The organism is Saccharothrix sp. CCNWYY140, from assembly GCF_037401995.1.
Lineage (GTDB): Bacteria > Actinomycetota > Actinomycetes > Mycobacteriales > Pseudonocardiaceae > Actinosynnema.
The window spans coordinates 1-17404 of sequence record NZ_JBBEGC010000144.1; the positions used below are offsets into that span (position 1 = coordinate 1).

Genomic DNA, 17404 nt, shown 5'->3' on the forward strand with positions numbered 1-17404 from the left:
AAAATTTCGGCTGCACCCGACCAAAAGCGTGGTAGCCCTTCGGGCAGGCCATACGGGGATGACGGAAGAAGCCCAGGGGGGAGGTCTGCTGCGCGAGGCACTTCGAAGAGCACGCCCTTCGGGCGCAAGAGCTTCCCCTGCGGGCTTCCGGCCTTGGGGCGGGTTGGTGTCAGGGTGGGGGTGGGGCGGTGCTGGAGCGGATGATCAGGTCTGTGGCCAGGACCAGGCGGCTTTGTTTTGGGGGTTCGTCTCGGGACAGGGCCACGATGACTTCCGTTGCCGCCGCTGCCATCTCGCGCAGTGGCTGTCTGACCGTGGTCAGCGGGGGGATCATGTCTCGGCTCGAGGGGATGTCGTCGAAGCCGACCACGCTGAGGTCTTCGGGGATGCGTAGGCCTGCCTCGTGGGCTGCTTGGTAGACGCCCAAGGCTGTTCCGTCGTTGCACGCCACGATGGCTGTTGGGCGGTCGGGGAGGTGTAGCAGGTCTCTGCCGTGGGTGCGGCCGTCGGCTATTTGGAAGTTGCCCTCTCGGATGAGGGTTGGGTCTACCGGGACGCCTGCCGTGTCGAGGGCTGCTCGGTAGCCGTCCAGGCGGGCTCTGCCGGAGAGGGTTCTGGAAGGGCCGGTGATGGTGGCGATTTTGCGGTGGCCCAAGTCCAGCAGGTGTCTTGTGGCTGACAGGCCGCCGCTCCAGTTGCTGGCGCCTACCGACCACACCTGCGGGCCGGGCTCGTCGGTGGGGTCCACCAGGACGATGGGGATGCCTCGGCTGCGTAGGCGTTCTCGTTGTGCCGGGGTGGGGCCGGAGAAGACCGCTACCACGCCTGCTGGTCGGCGGGCCAGGACGCCTTCGATCCAGTCTCGGTCGGGGGTGTGGGCGCCGCTGAGTTCCGAGACGGCTACGGCCAGGCCGTGGGCTGCTGCCACGCGGGCGGCGCCGTTGAGCATCTCTGTGGCGTAGTCGCCCTCGATGGCGTGGAGGACCACCTCGACCAGGTTGGCGCGGGTGGCTCGGCGGCGTCTGCGGTAGCCGTGTTCGCGGATGATGCCCTCTACCGACGCCCTCGTCTCGGCGGCTACGTCGGGGTGGCCGTTGACGACCTTCGACACCGTGGCGACCGAGACGCCGGCCAGGGCGGCGAGCTGGGTGATGGTCGCGCCCGTGTCCTCGGTGGGGGTGGTGTTCGGTCGGCGCGCCCGGCTCATGGGGCGAAGTGTAGCCCTCGAAAGGTTTCGGTCCGGTTGCGCAAGTGCTTGACGATCGCCGGATGGTCAGCCTACGGTCCGATCCGAAAGATTCCGGTATTTCGTCGAATATTTCGAAGCCGGTCGTAGACGCCGCCCGCTCGCCCTGGAGGCCATCCATGAAACTCCGCGCCATCGTCGCCGCGGTCCTGTTGACCGCCGCGTGCTCTCCTGGCAGTGGCGGGGGCGGCGGCGGTGACGGGAAGTCCTTCGAGTTCTGGTCCTTCAGCGGGATCAACCAGAAGGCCTCCGTGGAGGAGTACAAGAAGAAGCGGCCCGACGTCGAGGTCAAGCTGACCGAGGTCGGCAACGCCCAGGAGACCGCGCAGGGGCTGACCACCGCCCTGGCCGGCGGCAAGGTGCCCGACCTGGTGCTGATCCAGGGCGACGACCTGCCCAAGTTCGTCGAGCAGCCGCAGAACTTCGTCGACCTCAAGACCTTCGGCGCCGACCAGATCAAGGGCGACTACCTGGACTGGGTGATGTCGCAGAGCATCGCCAAGGACGGCCAGATCCTCGGCATCCCCACCGACGTGGGCGGCATGGCGATGGCCTACCGCACCGACCTGTTCGCCGCCGCCGGGCTGCCCACCGACCGCGAGTCGGTGAGCAAGCTGTGGCCGGACTGGGAAGCCTTCATCGAGACCGGCAAGCGCTACACCGAGAAGACCGGGCAGCCGTTCGTCGACAACGTCGCGACCAGCGTCTTCTACCAGGCGGTCAACCAGGGCAGCCAGAAGTACTACGACGACAAGCGCGAGCTGGTCTACTCGACCAACCCGCAGGTGAAGTCGGCGTTCGAACTGGGCATCAAGGCCGCGCAGGCGGGCATCACCGCCAAGCAGTCCTCCTTCGCCGAGGGCTGGAGCGCCGCGATGCAGCAGGGCAAGTTCGCCGTGCTGGCCGCGCCCTCGTGGATGCTCAACGCCATCCGCAGCAACGCCCCCGACACCGCGGGCAAGTGGGACCTGGCCGCGATCCCCGGCAAGTCCGGCAACTGGGGCGGCAGCTACCTGGCGATCCCCGCCCGCGCCAAGAACCCGCAGGCCGCCTGGGAGTACATCAAGGCGATGCAGTCGCCGCAGGGCCAGTTGGAGCACTTCGTGAACTCCGGCGCACTGCCCACCACGCCGTCGGTCTACCAGGACCCGAAGCTGACCGGCCGCAACGAGCCGTTCTTCTCCAACGCCCCGATCGGCAAGATCTACCCGGAGTCCCTGGTCGGCCTCAAGCCGTTCTACATCGGACCGGACAGCGCGACGATCGGCACCGAGTTCCTCAACGCCATCACCAACGTCGAGCAGAACAACGGCAACCCGGCGACGGCGTGGGACGACGCCGTGCGCAACATCAAGACGGCCATCGGCAAGTGAGGCGCCGGTGAGCACCACACTGGCGCCCGTCCCGGTCGCTCCCGCGGAACCGCCCGCCACGCGCGTGGGCACCCCTCTGCGGGAGCGGCTGGCGCCCTACGCCTACATCGCGCCGTTCTTCGTCCTGTTCGCCGTGTTCGGCCTGTTCCCGTTCCTGTTCACGTTCTACGTGGCGTTGTTCGACTGGAACCCGATCGGCGACCAGACCTTCATCGGCATGGACAACTTCACGCGGATGCTGGACGACCCGCGGTTCTGGAACGCCACCCGCAACACGGTCAGCATCTGGTTCCTGTCCACCGTGCCGCAGCTGTTCGCGGCCCTGCTGCTGGCGCACCTGCTCAACCACGCCCGGCTGCGGTTCGCGGTGTTCTTCCGGATGTCGGTGCTCGTGCCGTACGTGACGTCGGTGGCGGCCACCGCGATCGTGTTCGCGCAGATGTTCGACCGCGACTTCGGCCTGCTCAACTGGTTCCTCGGGCTGTTCGGCGTCGACCCGGTGGACTTCGTGCAGTCCACCTTCGGCAGCCACGTCGTGATCGCGGTGATGGTGACCTGGCGGTGGTTCGGCTACACCACCCTGCTCTACCTGGCCTCCCTCCAGGCGGTGCCGCGCGACGTCTACGAGTCCGCGGCCATCGACGGCGCGGGCGGGTGGCAGCGGTTCTGGCACATCACCGTCCCGGTGCTGCGGCCGGTGATCATCTTCACGGTCATCACCTCGACCATCGGCGGCTTGCAGATCTTCACCGAGCCGCTGCTGGTCACGCCCGGCCAGTCGCTGACCTGCGGTTCGGTGCGCCAGTGCCAGACGCTCACGCTGCTGCTGTACGAACTGGGCTTCGGCCGCTACGAGTTCGGCTACGGCTCGGCGATCGGCGTCGCGCTGTTCCTCATGGTCGTGGTCGTGGCCGCCGTCAACTACCTGCTGTCCAGCCGGATCAAGGCGGACCGATGAGTGCCACGCGCGCGGTCGGCCGCGTCCGCTGGTGGCAGTACGTGGTGCTGGGTGGCGCGGCGCTGGTGTCGCTGTTCCCGCTGTACTGGATGTTCATCGTGGCCACCACCGACACGGCGACGGCCACGAAGATGCCGCCGGAAGTGGTGCCGGGGGACAACTTCTTCCACCTGGCCGGGTTGGTGTTCAACACCGTCCCGTTCCTGGAGTCCATCATCAACAGCCTCGTCGTCGCCACGTCGATCGGCGTGGGGCAGGCGTTGTTGTGCGCGCTGGCGGGGTTCGCCTTCGCCAAGCTGCGGTTCCCCGCGCGCAACACGCTGTTCCTGGTGGTGCTGCTGACGATGACGGTCCCGACGCAGCTCGCCGTGATCCCGCAGTACCTGATCATGTCCGAGCTGGGCTGGGTGGACACGCTCCAGGCGCTGGTGGTGCCGGGGCTGGCCAGCGCGTTCGGCATCTTCTGGATGCGCCAGCACATCGTGTCCACGATCAGCGACGAGCTGATGCAGGCGGCCTACCTCGACGGCGCGTCGACGTGGCAGGTGTTCTGGCGGATCGTGTTCCCGATCGTGCGGCCGGCGGCGTTCGTGCTGGGGCTGTTCGGGTTCGTGACGGCGTGGAACGACTTCCTGTGGCCGTTCATCGTGCTCAAGTCGCCCGAGCGGTTCACCGCGCAGATCGCCATCAAGGCGTTGCAGAACAACTTCGACATCGACCTCGGGCTGGCCATGTCCGGCTCGTTCCTCGCGACCCTGCCCCTGCTGGTGCTGTTCGTGTTCGTGGGCAGGCGGATGGTCGCGGGCATCCTCGACGGCGCGTTCAAGGGCTGACCCGGAGGCGGAAGCGTGACAAGGACGTTCGACAACCCGGTGGTGGGCGGCTTCTTCCCCGACCCCAGCGTGTGCCGGGTCGGCGACGACTACTACCTGGTGTGCTCCAGCTTCGAGTACTTCCCGGGCGTGCCGATCCTGCACAGCAAGGACCTGGTGCACTGGCGCCAGATCGGCAACGTGCTGGACCGGCCCGAGCAGCTGCCGATGGAGGGCGCGGTCGCCTCGCGCGGCATCTACGCGCCCACCATCCGGTACCACGACGGCCTGTTCTACATGATCACCACCAACGTCTCGCACGGCGGCAACTTCATCGTCACCGCCGAGGACCCGGCCGGGCCGTGGTCGGACCCGGTGTGGATCGACCTGCCCGGCATCGACCCGAGCCTGGTCTGGGACGAGGAGGGCAACTGCTGGTGCACCGTGCACGGCGTGCAGCTCGCGCTCATCGACCCGTTGGCGGGCAAGGTGCTGGAAGGCCCGTGGCCGATCTGGTCGGGCACCGGCCTCCAGTGGCCGGAAGCGCCGCACCTGTACCACATCGGCGACTGGTGGTACCTCATGATCGCCGAGGGCGGCACGGAACGCGGCCACACCGTGGCGATGGCCCGCGCGAAGCACCCGCGCGGACCGTACGAGCCCGCGCCGCACAACCCGATCCTGACCCACCGCGGCACCGACCGCCCGATCCAGAGCACCGGCCACGCGGACCTGGTGTCCACCCCGGACGGTGAGTGGTTCATGGTGCTGCTGGCCACCCGCCCGCGCGGTTTCACCCCCGGCTACCACCCGCTGGGCCGGGAGACGTTCCTCAAGCGCGTCGACTGGGAGGACGGCTGGCCGAAGGTCGACCCGGTGGAGCTCACCGAGCCGGCGCCGGCCCGCTGGCACCCGCTGGACCCGCCGCCCGCCCGCGACGACTTCACCGGCCCGGCGCTGGCCCCCGAGTGGATCTCGCCGCGCAGCCGGCCCGACTCGTCGTGGTCGCTGACCGAACGCCCCGGCTGGCTGACCCTGCACGCCACCGGGCCGTCGCTGGACGAGCAGGTCCACACGTTCGTCGGCCGCCGCCCGCAGCACCAGCAGTGCCGCGTGCGGGCCCTGCTGGACCCGGGTTCGGCGCGGGCCGGGCTGTCCGTGCGGCTCGACGAGACCCACCACTACGACATCGAGGTCGCGGCGGGTCGGGTCGAGGTCATCGCGCGCATCGGCCCGCTGCGGCAGGTCGTGGCGTCGGCCGACGCGCCCGACGGCCCGGTGGCCCTGGGCGTGACCATGCGCCTGCCCACCGAGGAGGACGAGAAGGGCGGGGTCCTCGGGCCGGACCTGGTCGGCTTCGAGGTGGACGGCACGCGGTTGTGCGAGCTCGACGGGCGCTACCTGTCCACGGAGGTCGCCACGGGCTTCACCGGCCGCGTCATCGGCATGTACGTCACCGAGGGAACGGCGTCGTTCGACTGGTTCGAGTACCTCGACGAACGACCGTGACCCTCAGAACTCGACGCGGAGGATCACCAGGTCGTCGGGCAGGAGCCGGATCTCCACGGCGGTGACGTCCGAGCGCACCAGCTTGGTCGTCGCCACCGGCCGGGTGGTGGAGCCGGGGCCCGCCGTCCAGGTAGCGACCTGGACGGCGTGGCCTCGGCCGTCGACCACGTTCAGCCCGTACTCGACGGTCGGGGACGACCGCCCCTCCGGCTGGTCGTAGGAACAGCGCACCTCGATCCGCGTGCCCCACGGCTCGTCGAGCAGGCGCACGGCGGCGGTCACCGGGCTGGGCACGGTCTGGCGCATCGCGACGTGCGGGGGACCCGGGGTCGGCGCCGGCGGGGCCGGCGTCAGCAGGAACGCCACGGCGGCGCCCATCAACGCGGCGACCAGCACGGCGGCGGCCGTCAGCACCCTGGCCCGCCGCCGCCGAGCCCGCTCGGCGGCCAGCAGCCCGGCCAGCACGGACGGCTCGCCGGGCGGCTCCGGCTCCAGCAACGCCGCCGCCCGCTCCCGCGGCACGACCGACAACAGGCCGGGCACCCCCGCGAGCGACGCGAGGTCCGCCGCGCAGTCCCGGCACCCGGCCAGGTGCGCCTCGAACTCCCGCCGCTGCGCGGGCGCGAGCGATCCCAGCACGTACGCGGCACCCCAGTCCCGGTACGGGTCGACAGGCGGTCTCACCGTCCGGTGACCCCCTTCTCCTCCAACGCCAGGCGCAGTGCCCGCAAACCGTAGTGCAGCCGGGACCGCACCGTCCCCTCGGGGATGTCCAGCAGTGCGGCCAACTCCGCGACCGACTGACCCATGTAATACGCCCGCACGATCACCGTCCGGTGTTCGGGTGTCAACTGGGTCAGCACGTCGGCCACCAACCAGGCGTCCAACGCGGCGTCGCTGTGGTCCGAGCGGGCGCGTTCGGGCACCCACCCGGCGCCGACCTCCCACCGGGCGCGCGCACTGCGCCGCTCGTCGATGACGACGTTGCGGGCCACGGTGTAGAGCCATGCCCGAGCCGCCGAACCCCCTTGTTCCAACACCTCGGGATTGCGCCACGCCCGCAGCAACGTCTCCTGCACCACGTCACTGGCCAACTCGTCGTCCCCGGTCAACCGGCGCACGTACCGCCACAGCGCAGGCGCGTGCTCGTCGTGGAGGGCACGCAGCGCCGCGGTATGAGTGTCGTTGATGGCGAACCTCCTCTGCGGTGGTCTAGTCGGTGAACGTGGGCTGGTTGCGCGCGCGGCCGAAGTCCGGCGGGCGCTTGGCCAGGAACGCGGTGGTGCCCTCGTGCCGGTCGTCGGTGGTGAACGCCTCCCGGAACGCCGCCAGCTCGACGTCGAGCCCCTCCGGGACGGTTCGGCCCCGCACGCCGTTGAGCACCGCCTTCGCCAGGGACACCGCGACGGGCGAGTTCCCGGCGATCCTGCGCAGCGCCGCGCGGGCGGCGGCGAGCATCGTGGGTCTGTCATCGAACACCGACGTGACCAGGCCGAGCCGCAGGGCCTCCTCGGCGTCGACGTGCCGCCCGGTGTAGATGAGTTCGCGGGCGACCGCCGGTCCCACCAGCCGCGGCAGCCGCACGCAGCCGCCGAACCCGGGGATGAGCCCCAGGACCACCTCGGGCTGGCCGAACACCGCCTTGCGGGTGGCGTAGGCGAAATCGCACGCCAGCACCAGCTCGCAGCCACCCCCGAGGGCGTAGCCGTCGACGGCGGCCACCACCGGGAACGGGGCCTCCTCGACCAGGCGGGTGACGCGTTGGCCCAGGGCGCCGAAGCGCTCGCCCTCCGCCGGGGTCATCCCGGCCATCTCGCGGATGTCGGCGCCGGCCACGAACGCCGGACCGGGCGCACCGGTGAGGACCACGCCCGTCGGGCTCTGCGTGGACAGGAAGTGCGCGAGTTCCGTGAGCACCTGGCCGGACAACGCGTTGCGGGCCTCGGGGCGGGTCACGGTGAGCGTGGTGATGCCGTCGTCGTCGGTGTCGACGGCGAGTGTCGAGTAGTCCACTTCGTCTCTCCTCACGAGTCCCAGATCGCGCCGAAGGCGGGCACCCCGCGCGCCTCGAGTGATTCCACGACGTGCCAGGTCGTCTTCTTGTTGGAAATGCAGATCACGGCCTCGGCGGCGAACTCGCGGTGGGCGCGCAGGGCCAGTTCCACCAGGTCCGGCTTGCCGTCGCGGTTGGTGTCCCAGACGATCGCGTCCGGTTGGACCGCCATGATCTCGTCCACCAGGTCGTCGCCGTAGGTGGCGCGGGGGTCGCGGGTGGACCACACCAGCCGGGACGGGGTGTCGCCGGAGAGCAGGTGCGGCAGGCACGGGCCGATGCCGCTGCCGGTGGCCACCCAGACCACGCGGGTGAACAGCTTGTCGATGTTGCCGACGCCGGCGGTGGGGATGCCCTTGACCCACAGGTGGGTGGGCATGTCGTCGATCAGGCTGCCGGTCCAGTCGCCCGCCCGGGAGATGGTCAGGCGGAACCCGGTGCGGCCGGGGGAGGGCACGTTGGCGAAGGAGTGCCACTCCAGCAGCGGGTTGCGGCTGACCGCCGTGGACGAGCCGGCGAACGGGGTGACGCCGTAGTCGAACGACACCAGGGCGACGTGCCGGGACGGGCGCACGATCCGGACGGGCACCTTGCGCAGGCGCAACCACGGCAGCGCGACGCTCGTGACGACCGCCAGCAGCAGCCAGAAGTGCGTGGAGCCGACGAAACCCGGCTGGGCGGCGGCGTGCGCCGCGAACAGGACCAGGCTGGTCCAGCCGGCGAACCGGTGGGTCCGCTCGAACAGGTCGTGCCGCCGGGCGCGCAGGGCGGGCAGGGCGAACACGATCATGCCCACGAGCACGGCCAGGATCGTCCAGGCCAGGGGATCGGCGGTGGTCCAGGCGAGGACGGCGAACCACGCCGTCGCGCACACCGCCGCGCCGACGTGCAGGCCGCCGAAGTGGTAGACCTTGCCCAGGGTCCACCGGACCTTGAGCGGCCACGTCGTGGGCGCGCTGGTGGCCAGCCGGAACAGCAGGTTGATCACGAGCTGCTGGCGGATCAGCACCGCCAGGGTCAGGTTGGCCACGACCATGTCCGCCGGGTCCGCGCCCAGCAGCGCCAGGTTCACCAGCACGACCGCCGCCGCCAGCCGGTTGTGGTGGGTGTAGGGGCGCCGCCGGAACCGGGCGCCCGCGGTCGTCGTCTCGAGCGCGGTCATGCGACGGTCACCAGGGCGCGCAGGGCGGCGCGGTCGACCTTGCCGCGGTCGGTCAGGGGCAGCTGGTCGACCGGGACGATGAGCGTCGGCACGCAGTAGTAGGGCAGGGCGCGCGCGACGGCCTCGCGGGCGGCGTCCGGTGCGACGGTCGCGGGGCTGACGAACCCGACGAGCGCGCCGTCGTGCAGGACCGTGGTGGCGCGCACGCAGTCCTCGGTGGTCTCCAGCGCGGAGGTGACCGCGTCCAGCTCCACCCGGAAGCCCCGGACCTTGACCTGGTCGTCGGTGCGGCCGTGGTGCTCCAGCTCGCCCTCGGGCGTCCAGCGGCCCAGGTCGCGGGTCCGGAACATCACGTGGTCGCCGCCCAGGAACGGGTCGGGCCGGTAGCGCTGGGCGGTCAGGACGTCGTTGCCGAGGTACCCGGCGGTCACGCACGCGCCGCCCGCCCACATCTCGCCGACCTCGCCGATGCGGCACGGGCGCAGGTCCTCGTCGAGGATGTAGACCGTCGAGTTGGGCACCGGCCGGCCGATGGTGAGGGTGCGCCCGTCGTACCGGCTCACGGTGTTGACGATGGTGACCTCGGTGGGGCCGCAGGCGTTGTGGAACACCGCCTGCCGGGACCAGTCGTCGGCCAGCGGCTGCGGGCAGCGCTCGCCGGCCACCGCGACGGTCCGCACGTCGGGGCACCTCCGCCTGTCTAATGTGGACAGCAGGCCGGGGGTGGCGATGAGGACGGTCGCCGTCTCGGCCGCAGCTTGGGCGCTGCTGCCCCGGACGACCAGGGTGGCGCCGTGGCTGAGCGCGCCGAGGATCTCCCACACCGCCATGTCGAACGCGATGTTGAGCAGCTGGGTGACCCGGTCGCCGGGCCGGACGCCCAGCGACCCCGGCTCGGTGAGCAGGACGTTGCACAGGTTCGCGTGCGTGACGCGCACGCCGTTGGGCACGCCGGTCGTGCCCGAGGTGAAGATGACCACGGCGGTGTCGCCGGGTTCCACCTCCGGCGCGGGGACGGCGCGGTGCGGCAGGGTGTCCAGGGCGATCACGGTGCCGGCCTCGACCCGGTCGGCGTGCTCGCTCGTGGTCAGCACGACGTCGATCCCGGCCGTGCGGCGGACGTGGTCCAGGTGGTGCGGTGGGGTGATCCGGACGTCCTGCGGCACGTAGGCCGCACCCGCCTTCAGCACGCCCAGCAGTCCGACGACCATGTGCACGGACCGGGTCAGGAACAGCCCGACGTGGTCGCCGGGCCGGACACCCGCCTCGACGAGCGCGACGGCGACCTGGTCGGACCGGTCGTCGAGCTGCCCGTAGGTCAGGCGGTGGCCCTCGTGCTCGACCGCCGGGGTGTCCCGGGACCGGGCCGCCTGTGCCCGGAAGGCGTCGTGGACGCGGTGGAACGGCGGCGCCTCCTCCGGGCCGAAGACGAACCGGTGGAACCGGTCGCGCTCGTCGGGGGGCAACGAGTGGAGCGTGGTCATGGCGGTCACGGGCGATGAACCTCTCCTCGGTCGTGCGGTGTCGCCCGCTTCGAACGAGACCGACACGTTGAATGTTCAACCGAGACGCGAAAATGCTCCACATAGCGCGAAGATGGGCCATTCGGGGGGATCGGTCCTTTTCGGACACACACAGACCAGCGCCCGCCGCGGCATTGCACGCGACGACGCTCCACATCGGACCCGAGCGCACCGTGGGCTCGCCGAAGTACCCGGCAAGGTAACGGCGGCCGTGCGGGCGGGTCAACGACGGCCGCTTGGTGGGAACCGCCGCCGGCCTGTGGACGCCTGCCGCGACCACGTCGAATCCACGTTCGACATGGCTTTCGGGGGTGGGGAGGTTCGTCGGTTCGGGCTAGCGGGGGATCGGCCGGGGGGAGTGTGCGCCGGGGTCGGTGGGGGCTTGCGTTGCGGGTCGAGGGGAGCCCACGCTGGCGGTCGGGGCGGTCGGGGCGGTCGGGGCGGTCGGGGCGGTCGGGGCGGTCGGGGCGGTCGGGGCGGTCGGGGCGGTCGGGTCCGCCAGGGCGCGAGGGCGCGAGGGCGCGAGAGGGCGAGGGCGCGCGAGGGCGCGCGTGGCGGCGGGGCCGGAGGCGGGTTCGCGTCTTCGTCGTGGTCGCCGGAGGTGGGCAAGTACACCCGGGCTGGCTCCGGGAGTGAGCCTGTTCGAATAGAGACGTCGAATCGGTTCGATCACAGCCTTCGCTATCCATTCGACCAGCCCTCCCGTATCGTGCTGATCGATCGAACCGGTTCGCGTCCGAACCGCCGCGGATGCCCGAGATCCGGCAACGAAGCCACGAGAATCGGAGCACCAACCATGCGACAAGCCGGCCGCCGATGGCGGAACGTGATCGTCACCCTGGCCGCACTGGTCATCAGCGGGGCGGGTTTCACCGGCACCGCGTCGGCGGCAGGGGGTGAGAGCGCCGCTTCGGGTGGTGTCTCGCTCGCGGCGACGCCCGGGTGTGGCAAGGCGCCCGCGTTGAACAGCGGCACGCACAACATCCAGAGCGGCGGCAAGAACCGCAGCTTCATCCTCAGCGTGCCCGCCAACTACGACGTCAACCGCAACTACCGACTGGTGTTCGGGTTCCACTGGTGGGGCGGCACGGCCAACGACGTCGCCTCCGGCGGCAGCGACGGCGACGTCTACGCCTACTACGGCCTGCGCAGGCTCGCCAACGAGAGCACGATCTTCGTCGCGCCGCAGGGCATCTCCAACGGCTGGGCCAACTCCGGCGGCGAGGACGTCACCTTCACCGACGACATGATCCGCCGCATCGGCGACGCCCTGTGCGTCGACACCGGCCAGATCTTCTCCCTCGGCTTCAGCTACGGCGGCGCGATGAGCTACTCGCTGGCGTGCTCGCGCCCGACGGTGTTCAAGGCGGTCGCCGCCATCGCCGCCCCCGGCGAGATCAGCGGCTGCAACGGCGGCACCCAGCCGGTGGCCTACATGGGCATCCACGGCATCTCCGACAACATCGGCGCGGGCCGCTCCCTGCGCGACCGGTTCGTCCGCAACAACGGCTGCACGCCGCAGAACGCGCCCGAGCCCTCGGCCGGCAGCCGCACGCACATCTCCACCACCTACGCGAACTGCCGCGCCGGCTACCCCGTCGTGTGGGCGGCCTTCGACGGCGGGCACCAGCAGGGACCGGTGGACGGGTGCGCGGGCTGCGAGTCCGGCGCGCGCAGCTGGGTCAAGGGCGAGGTCTGGAAGTTCTTCACCGGCGAGACGCCGCCCGCCCCGACGACGTTCCGGTTGCGCGGCGAGGCCTCCGGCCGGTGCGTGGACGTCGAGGGCGCGAACTCGGCCAACGGCACCCCGACGATCATCTGGGACTGCCACACCAACGCCAACCAGCAGTTCAGCCAGAACGGCCAGACCCTGCGGGTGCTGGGCAAGTGCCTGGACGTGCCGGACAACGCCACCACGGGCACCCGCGCCCGGATCTGGGACTGCACGGGCAGCACCAACCAGCAGTGGACGTTCAACTCCAACGGCACCATCAGCAACGTCCGGACCGGACTGTGCCTGGACGTCAACGGCGCGGCCACCGCGAACGGCTCGACGGTGATCGTGTGGACCTGCCACACCGGCGCCAACCAGCGCTGGGCCAAGGCGTAGGGGCCACCGGATGCGACGACTCCTGTCGACGGCCCTAGCCCTGGCCCTGCTGTCGACCGTGCTGTTGACCGCCGGCCCGGCGTCAGCGGCGACGCTGACCCGGATCACCAACTTCGGCACGAACCCGACCAACCTCAACATGTACGTCTACGCGCCCGACAACGTCGCCGCGCAACCCGCCCTGCTCGTCCTGGTCCACTACTGCGGCGGCTCGGCGAGCGCCATCTTCAACGGCAACGGCCGCGACTTCGCGACCGCGGCCGACCGGTACGGGTACGTGGTCGTGGTCCCCGAGGCCACCCGCACGGAGAAGTGCTTCGACGTGTCCACCCAGGCGGGCCTGACCCGCAACGGGGGCAGCGACTCCACGGGCATCATGGCGATGGTCGCGTGGGCCAGGCAGCGCTACAACGTCGACCCGGCCCGGATCGTGGTCAGCGGCTTCTCGTCGGGTGCGATGATGACGAACGTCCTGGCCGCCCAGTACCCGGACGTCTTCTCGGCGGCCTCGGCGTACTCGGGCGTCCCGGCGGGTTGCTTCGCCACCACCAACGGTTCCCTGTGGAACAGCCAGTGCGCGGGCGGCAACGTCACCAAGACCGCCCAGGAGTGGGGCAACGTGGCGCGGGCCATGTACCCCGGTTACACGGGTCGGTACCCGAGGATGCAGTTGTGGCACGGCGACCAGGACACCACCTTGTCGTACCGCAACTTCGGCGAGGAGATCAAGCAGTGGACCAACCTCCACGGCCTGACCCAAACCCCGTCCTCCACGGACCGCCCGCAAACCAACTGGACCCGCACCCGCTACGGCGACACGTCGACCAAGGCGACGGTGGAGGCCGTCAGCATCACCGGCACGGGCCACACCCTCCCGCAAGCCGGCATGCTGGCCTACGCCATCTCGTTCCTGGGCCTGGACAACGGCACCGGAGGCGGCGGTACCACCGGCCCCCTACGGGTGGCCAGCGCGAACAAGTGCCTGGACGTCCCCGGCCAGTCCACGTCCCCCGGCACCCGCCTGCAACTGTGGGACTGCCACAGCGGGACGAACCAACAGTGGACCACCACCACGGCCAGTGAACTGACCGTCTACACCGGTGACTCCAGGCGCTGCCTGGACGCCGAGGCGGGCGGCACCACGGTGGGCACGGCGGTCATCATCTGGAACTGCCACGGCGGCACCAACCAGAAGTGGCGTCTCAACACGGACGGCTCGATCACCGGCCAACAGTCCAACCTGTGCCTGGAGGCCCCCAACACCACCAACGGCACCCAACCCCGCCTGGCAACCTGCACGGGCCAGTCCAACCAACGCTGGACCCGAACCTGACAGTGACGAAGAACGCCCGCGCTCCGCGCCCACACCGGCGGAGCGCGGGCTGTTTTTCGTCAGGAGGCCTGGCATAGTGTGGCTGCCTTCCCCACGCCCCAGGAGTGCCGGTGTCCAAACGGTGGTTGATCGCAGCCGTCATCGCCGCAACGGCTGCCACAGCCGTAGCCATCGCCCTACCCAACCCCAGCGAAGCCGGACACCCGAAAGCCGCCCCGGGCACCGTCTCAATAGGAACCGCCACCACCGCCCCCAGCACCCCACCGGAAACCACCAGCAGCCAGCCCACCACCACAACCACCACCCCCAGCACCACAACACCCCCACAACCAGCCGCAGCCCCCTTGGTCGGCAAGATCAAGCCCGGCGACCCCCACACCGCCGTAGCCACCTCCTACGACTCGGACGGCAGCGGCGCCTGCCTGTACGACCCCAGCCCCGACCCGCTCACCGCAGCGATGAACTGGTCGGACTACGAGGACTCGAAGGCCTGCGGCGCCTACATCCACGTCCAGGCCGCAAACGGCCGCAGCATCACCGTCCGCATCACCAACCTGTGCCCCTCTCCCTGCCGAGTGGGCCAACTGGACCTCAGCCAGGAAGCCTTCGCCATGCTCGCCGACCCGAAAGTGGGCGAGATCCCGATCACGTGGCACCTGGTCAGCCCTCCGGTGCAGGGCGGCATCTCGATCCGCTACAAGACCGGCTCGAGCCAGTGGTGGTGCGGCATCCAGGTGATCAACCACCGCAACCCCGTGGCACAGTTGGAAGTCCGAACGAACGCGGGCTGGAAGCAACTGTCCCGAACGGACTACAACTACTTCCTCTCGGAGAACGGCGCGGGCTGCGGCAGCGCGATAGCGGTCACCGACATCCACGGCCAACGCCTGGAACTGCCCGCCCTCCCGGTCACGCCGAACGCCATCCAGCCCACCTCCCTCCAGTTCGACCAGCACTAGCCACCACCCAGCCCTCCTCCGCCCACAGCCGCGCCCTTCGCGCGCAGCGCGGCTCTTCGGCGAAGCCGGCGAGTGGGCAGTCCGCCGGGGAGGACACAACTCAACTTGGGCTTCTTGCTTGTGTCGTCCCCGTATGGCCTGCCCGAAGGGCTACCACAGATTTCCCCGGGTGCAGCCGAAAGTTTTTGCGAGGAACGAGCAAAAAGTTTTAGCGGCACCCGGGGAAATCTGTGGTTGGCTTTGCCAGGCCATACGGGGATGGCACAAGCAAGAAGCCCCCGCCCTTGTAGTTGTGTCATCCTTGGCGGTCTGCCCGCCGGCGAGGCGCTTTTAATCTTTAGAACGCAACGTTTCCCTCTCAAGTCCAGAGACTGAACGGTGCAGATAAGTCATGGAACACAGAGTTCTCGTCTACACCCGAACCCCACTCGACGAGTACACCGACTCGCTGAGCAACAGCATCCACCTCGCCTTGAGCGAAGACGGAGCACCGTTCGAGCCGCTCAACCAGAACTACGGCATCGTGTTCCCCGAAGCCACCCTCAGCGAGCACAACACGATCCTGGAGAAGGGCGCCAAGAACCCGTTCCTGTTCCGCACCGAAGAAGGCGGCTTCGGGCTGGTCGCCGTCCGTGTCGCACCCCAGGGAGCACAGGACGAGGAAAGCCGTGGCTGCGTCCTGGTGTGGACGTCGACCGATCTGACGGAGTTCCGATCCCTAGGGCTCCTCCGGTTGCACAACTACCTGCATGTCGATGCCGTCGAGTGTCGGTACGACGAGACGGCCGGCGAGTACGAGTTCCTGTGGCGAGACGCCGACGGGAACGTCTACGTGAACCAGGTAGTCGACCTCGCAGGAGGAGGATCGAAGGGGCCTCGGCCGGCATCCGGGTCCCCGCAGGTCCCGCAGGTTCCGCACCCCTCCAACCTGACGGACGTCAACCCGGGAAACGTGCTCGCGGTGGAGCCGTCCATCGCGCAAGCCGTCCGGGACCGGTGGACGCCCCTGACGCACACGGAAACCCGCGTCCCCAAGACCGTCGTCGCGTCCTCCCCGTCGGACCTGGCCGCAGTGAAGGCGACAGCCGTCTACTCCGACGGCTCCACCGCCGACAAGTCCGTCGCCTGGGACACCAGTGCAGTGGACTTCTCGGCGCCGGGAACCTACCGGGCCACCGGCAAGGTGCAGACCCCCGTTCACCCCTACCCGTTGGCGCGCGGGTACGCGGACCCGGTGATCCTGCCCTGGGAAGGGAAGTACTACTTCATCGCGACCAACGACAACGTGGGCGACATCGGCTTCTACGTCCGGGAGTCCGAGACGATCAACGGCTTGTTCGACGACGGGTTCCGCGAGCAGGTGATCCTCGACGTGGACGAGAGCAGGGGCTTCGTGCAGACCTTCTGGGCCCCTGAGTTCCACCGGATCGGCGATGACCTCTACATCTTGTTCGCGGTCAGCGGCACCGAATGGGGGCCGCAGTGCTACATGATGCGACTCAAGAAGGGTCACGACATCATGCGGGCCGACAGCTGGGAGACCCCCGTACGGGTCCGGAAGGCCGACGGCTCGCACTTGGCCGAGAGCGGCACCATCACGCTGGACATGACCTACTTCGAAGCTGACGGGAGGAGCTTCCTCCTCTGGTCGTCCCGGACGGGTCTGGGCTCGCCGATGGACACGGGCAGCATGGTCTGCATCGCGGAGACGACCGCGGCTGATCCCACTCGTCTCATCAGCGAACCGGTGGTGTTGACGCGCCCGCTGTACGGCTGGGAGAACGTGCACGGGACGATCAACAACGAAGGCCCGTACCCGTTGCTGACCGACGAGACCGTGTACATCACGTACTCCGGTGGAGCGGCCAGGGGCTACACCTACTCCATCGGGTTGCTGAGCATTCCCCGAGGCGGTGACTACCTGGATGCCGCCGCGTGGTCCAAGGCGATCACGCCGATCGTGAACTACCGGTCGGTGGAAGGGCTCTATGGTGCCGGGCACAACTCCCTGTTCACCGACTACGACGGCAACACCTGGATCTGCTATCACGCGGTTGCCGCGCCCGTGATCCACGAGGTGGTCTCGTCCGCGATGCACCGGGTCCACTTCGGCAAGAAGGGAGTTCCCGTCTTCAACCTCAGCCCTGCTCGCGACTTGCGAGCGGACCTGACCGACGTTCTCCTCGACGTCGTCGTTCCTTAATCGCTTCGCTCTCAAGCTGAACGCGCTTCGCTCTCAAGCTGAACGCGCTTCGCTCTCAAGCTGAACGCGCTGGCGCGCTCTCAAGATTAAAAGCTAGCAGGGAGACCACCGATGGGGGGTGAAGGGCGTCGGTTCCCCCACCGCATGGCCTGGCAAAGCCAAC

14 protein-coding genes are annotated in these 17404 nt (G+C 69.5%); 8 read left to right on the top strand and 6 right to left on the bottom strand.

Annotation, left to right across the window (positions count from 1 at the left end; genetic code table 11):
• Positions 1 to 169: 169 nt before the first annotated feature.
• Positions 170 to 1207: a LacI family DNA-binding transcriptional regulator gene (locus tag WBN91_RS34585; RefSeq protein WP_337728635.1), complete on the bottom strand. Its 1038-nt coding sequence runs from the start codon at positions 1205 to 1207 to the stop codon at positions 170 to 172.
• A 158-nt stretch (positions 1208 to 1365) separates the two neighbouring features.
• Between WBN91_RS34585 and WBN91_RS34590 the strand changes: the two genes are divergently transcribed.
• Genes WBN91_RS34590 through WBN91_RS34605 form a run of 4 tightly spaced genes read left to right on the top strand, consistent with a single transcriptional unit; the run spans position 1366 to position 5898 of the window.
• Positions 1366 to 2619, top strand: a complete 1254-nt coding sequence (locus WBN91_RS34590; protein WP_337728636.1) for an ABC transporter substrate-binding protein — start codon at positions 1366 to 1368, stop codon at positions 2617 to 2619.
• A gap of 7 nt (positions 2620 to 2626) precedes the next feature.
• A complete protein-coding gene (locus tag WBN91_RS34595; RefSeq protein ID WP_337728637.1) occupies positions 2627 to 3577 on the top strand; it encodes a carbohydrate ABC transporter permease in 951 nt (316 codons plus the stop codon).
• Entirely contained in the window at positions 3574 to 4410 is an 837-nt protein-coding gene (locus tag WBN91_RS34600) for a carbohydrate ABC transporter permease (protein ID WP_337728638.1), read from the top strand. The genes WBN91_RS34595 and WBN91_RS34600 overlap by 4 nt, the downstream gene beginning before the upstream one ends.
• A gap of 15 nt (positions 4411 to 4425) precedes the next feature.
• On the top strand, positions 4426 to 5898 hold the full coding sequence (locus WBN91_RS34605) for a glycoside hydrolase family 43 protein (RefSeq protein ID WP_337728639.1): 1473 nt from the start codon (positions 4426 to 4428) through the stop codon (positions 5896 to 5898).
• 3 nt (positions 5899 to 5901) lie between these two features.
• Here WBN91_RS34605 and WBN91_RS34610 read toward each other — a convergent pair whose 3' ends face one another.
• The 5 genes from WBN91_RS34610 to WBN91_RS34630 are packed head-to-tail and all read right to left on the bottom strand — an operon-like array spanning position 5902 to position 10597.
• Positions 5902 to 6582: an anti-sigma factor family protein gene (locus WBN91_RS34610; RefSeq protein ID WP_337728640.1), complete on the bottom strand. Its 681-nt coding sequence runs from the start codon at positions 6580 to 6582 to the stop codon at positions 5902 to 5904.
• The gene (locus tag WBN91_RS34615) at positions 6579 to 7088 is read right to left on the bottom strand and encodes a sigma-70 family RNA polymerase sigma factor (RefSeq protein WP_337728646.1); all 510 of its coding nucleotides are present in this window, start codon (positions 7086 to 7088) and stop codon (positions 6579 to 6581) included. The genes WBN91_RS34610 and WBN91_RS34615 overlap by 4 nt, the downstream gene beginning before the upstream one ends.
• A gap of 22 nt (positions 7089 to 7110) precedes the next feature.
• Positions 7111 to 7911 (bottom strand): enoyl-CoA hydratase/isomerase family protein, encoded by an 801-nt coding sequence (locus tag WBN91_RS34620; protein ID WP_337728641.1) that lies wholly within the window; start codon positions 7909 to 7911, stop codon positions 7111 to 7113.
• Positions 7912 to 7922: 11 nt separating this feature from the next.
• Complete coding sequence (locus WBN91_RS34625; RefSeq protein ID WP_337728642.1) at positions 7923 to 9113, bottom strand: hypothetical protein; 1191 nt, start codon at positions 9111 to 9113, stop codon at positions 7923 to 7925.
• Positions 9110 to 10597 (bottom strand): amino acid adenylation domain-containing protein, encoded by a 1488-nt coding sequence (locus tag WBN91_RS34630; RefSeq protein WP_337728647.1) that lies wholly within the window; start codon positions 10595 to 10597, stop codon positions 9110 to 9112. The genes WBN91_RS34625 and WBN91_RS34630 overlap by 4 nt, the downstream gene beginning before the upstream one ends.
• Positions 10598 to 11462: 865 nt before the next feature.
• On the opposite strand from WBN91_RS34630, the gene WBN91_RS34635 reads away from it, so the two are divergent.
• From WBN91_RS34635 to WBN91_RS34650, 4 genes are all read left to right on the top strand, one after another.
• On the top strand, positions 11463 to 12746 hold the full coding sequence (locus WBN91_RS34635) for a ricin-type beta-trefoil lectin domain protein (protein WP_337728643.1): 1284 nt from the start codon (positions 11463 to 11465) through the stop codon (positions 12744 to 12746).
• A 10-nt stretch (positions 12747 to 12756) separates the two neighbouring features.
• Positions 12757 to 14079, top strand: coding sequence for an extracellular catalytic domain type 1 short-chain-length polyhydroxyalkanoate depolymerase (locus tag WBN91_RS34640; protein WP_337728644.1), 1323 nt, complete (start codon positions 12757 to 12759; stop codon positions 14077 to 14079).
• A 344-nt stretch (positions 14080 to 14423) separates the two neighbouring features.
• Entirely contained in the window at positions 14424 to 15038 is a 615-nt protein-coding gene (locus WBN91_RS34645) for an expansin EXLX1 family cellulose-binding protein (protein WP_337728645.1), read from the top strand.
• A 391-nt stretch (positions 15039 to 15429) separates the two neighbouring features.
• Positions 15430 to 17241: a family 43 glycosylhydrolase gene (locus tag WBN91_RS34650; RefSeq protein WP_337729432.1), complete on the top strand. Its 1812-nt coding sequence runs from the start codon at positions 15430 to 15432 to the stop codon at positions 17239 to 17241.
• The last annotated feature ends 163 nt before the right edge of the window (positions 17242 to 17404 follow it).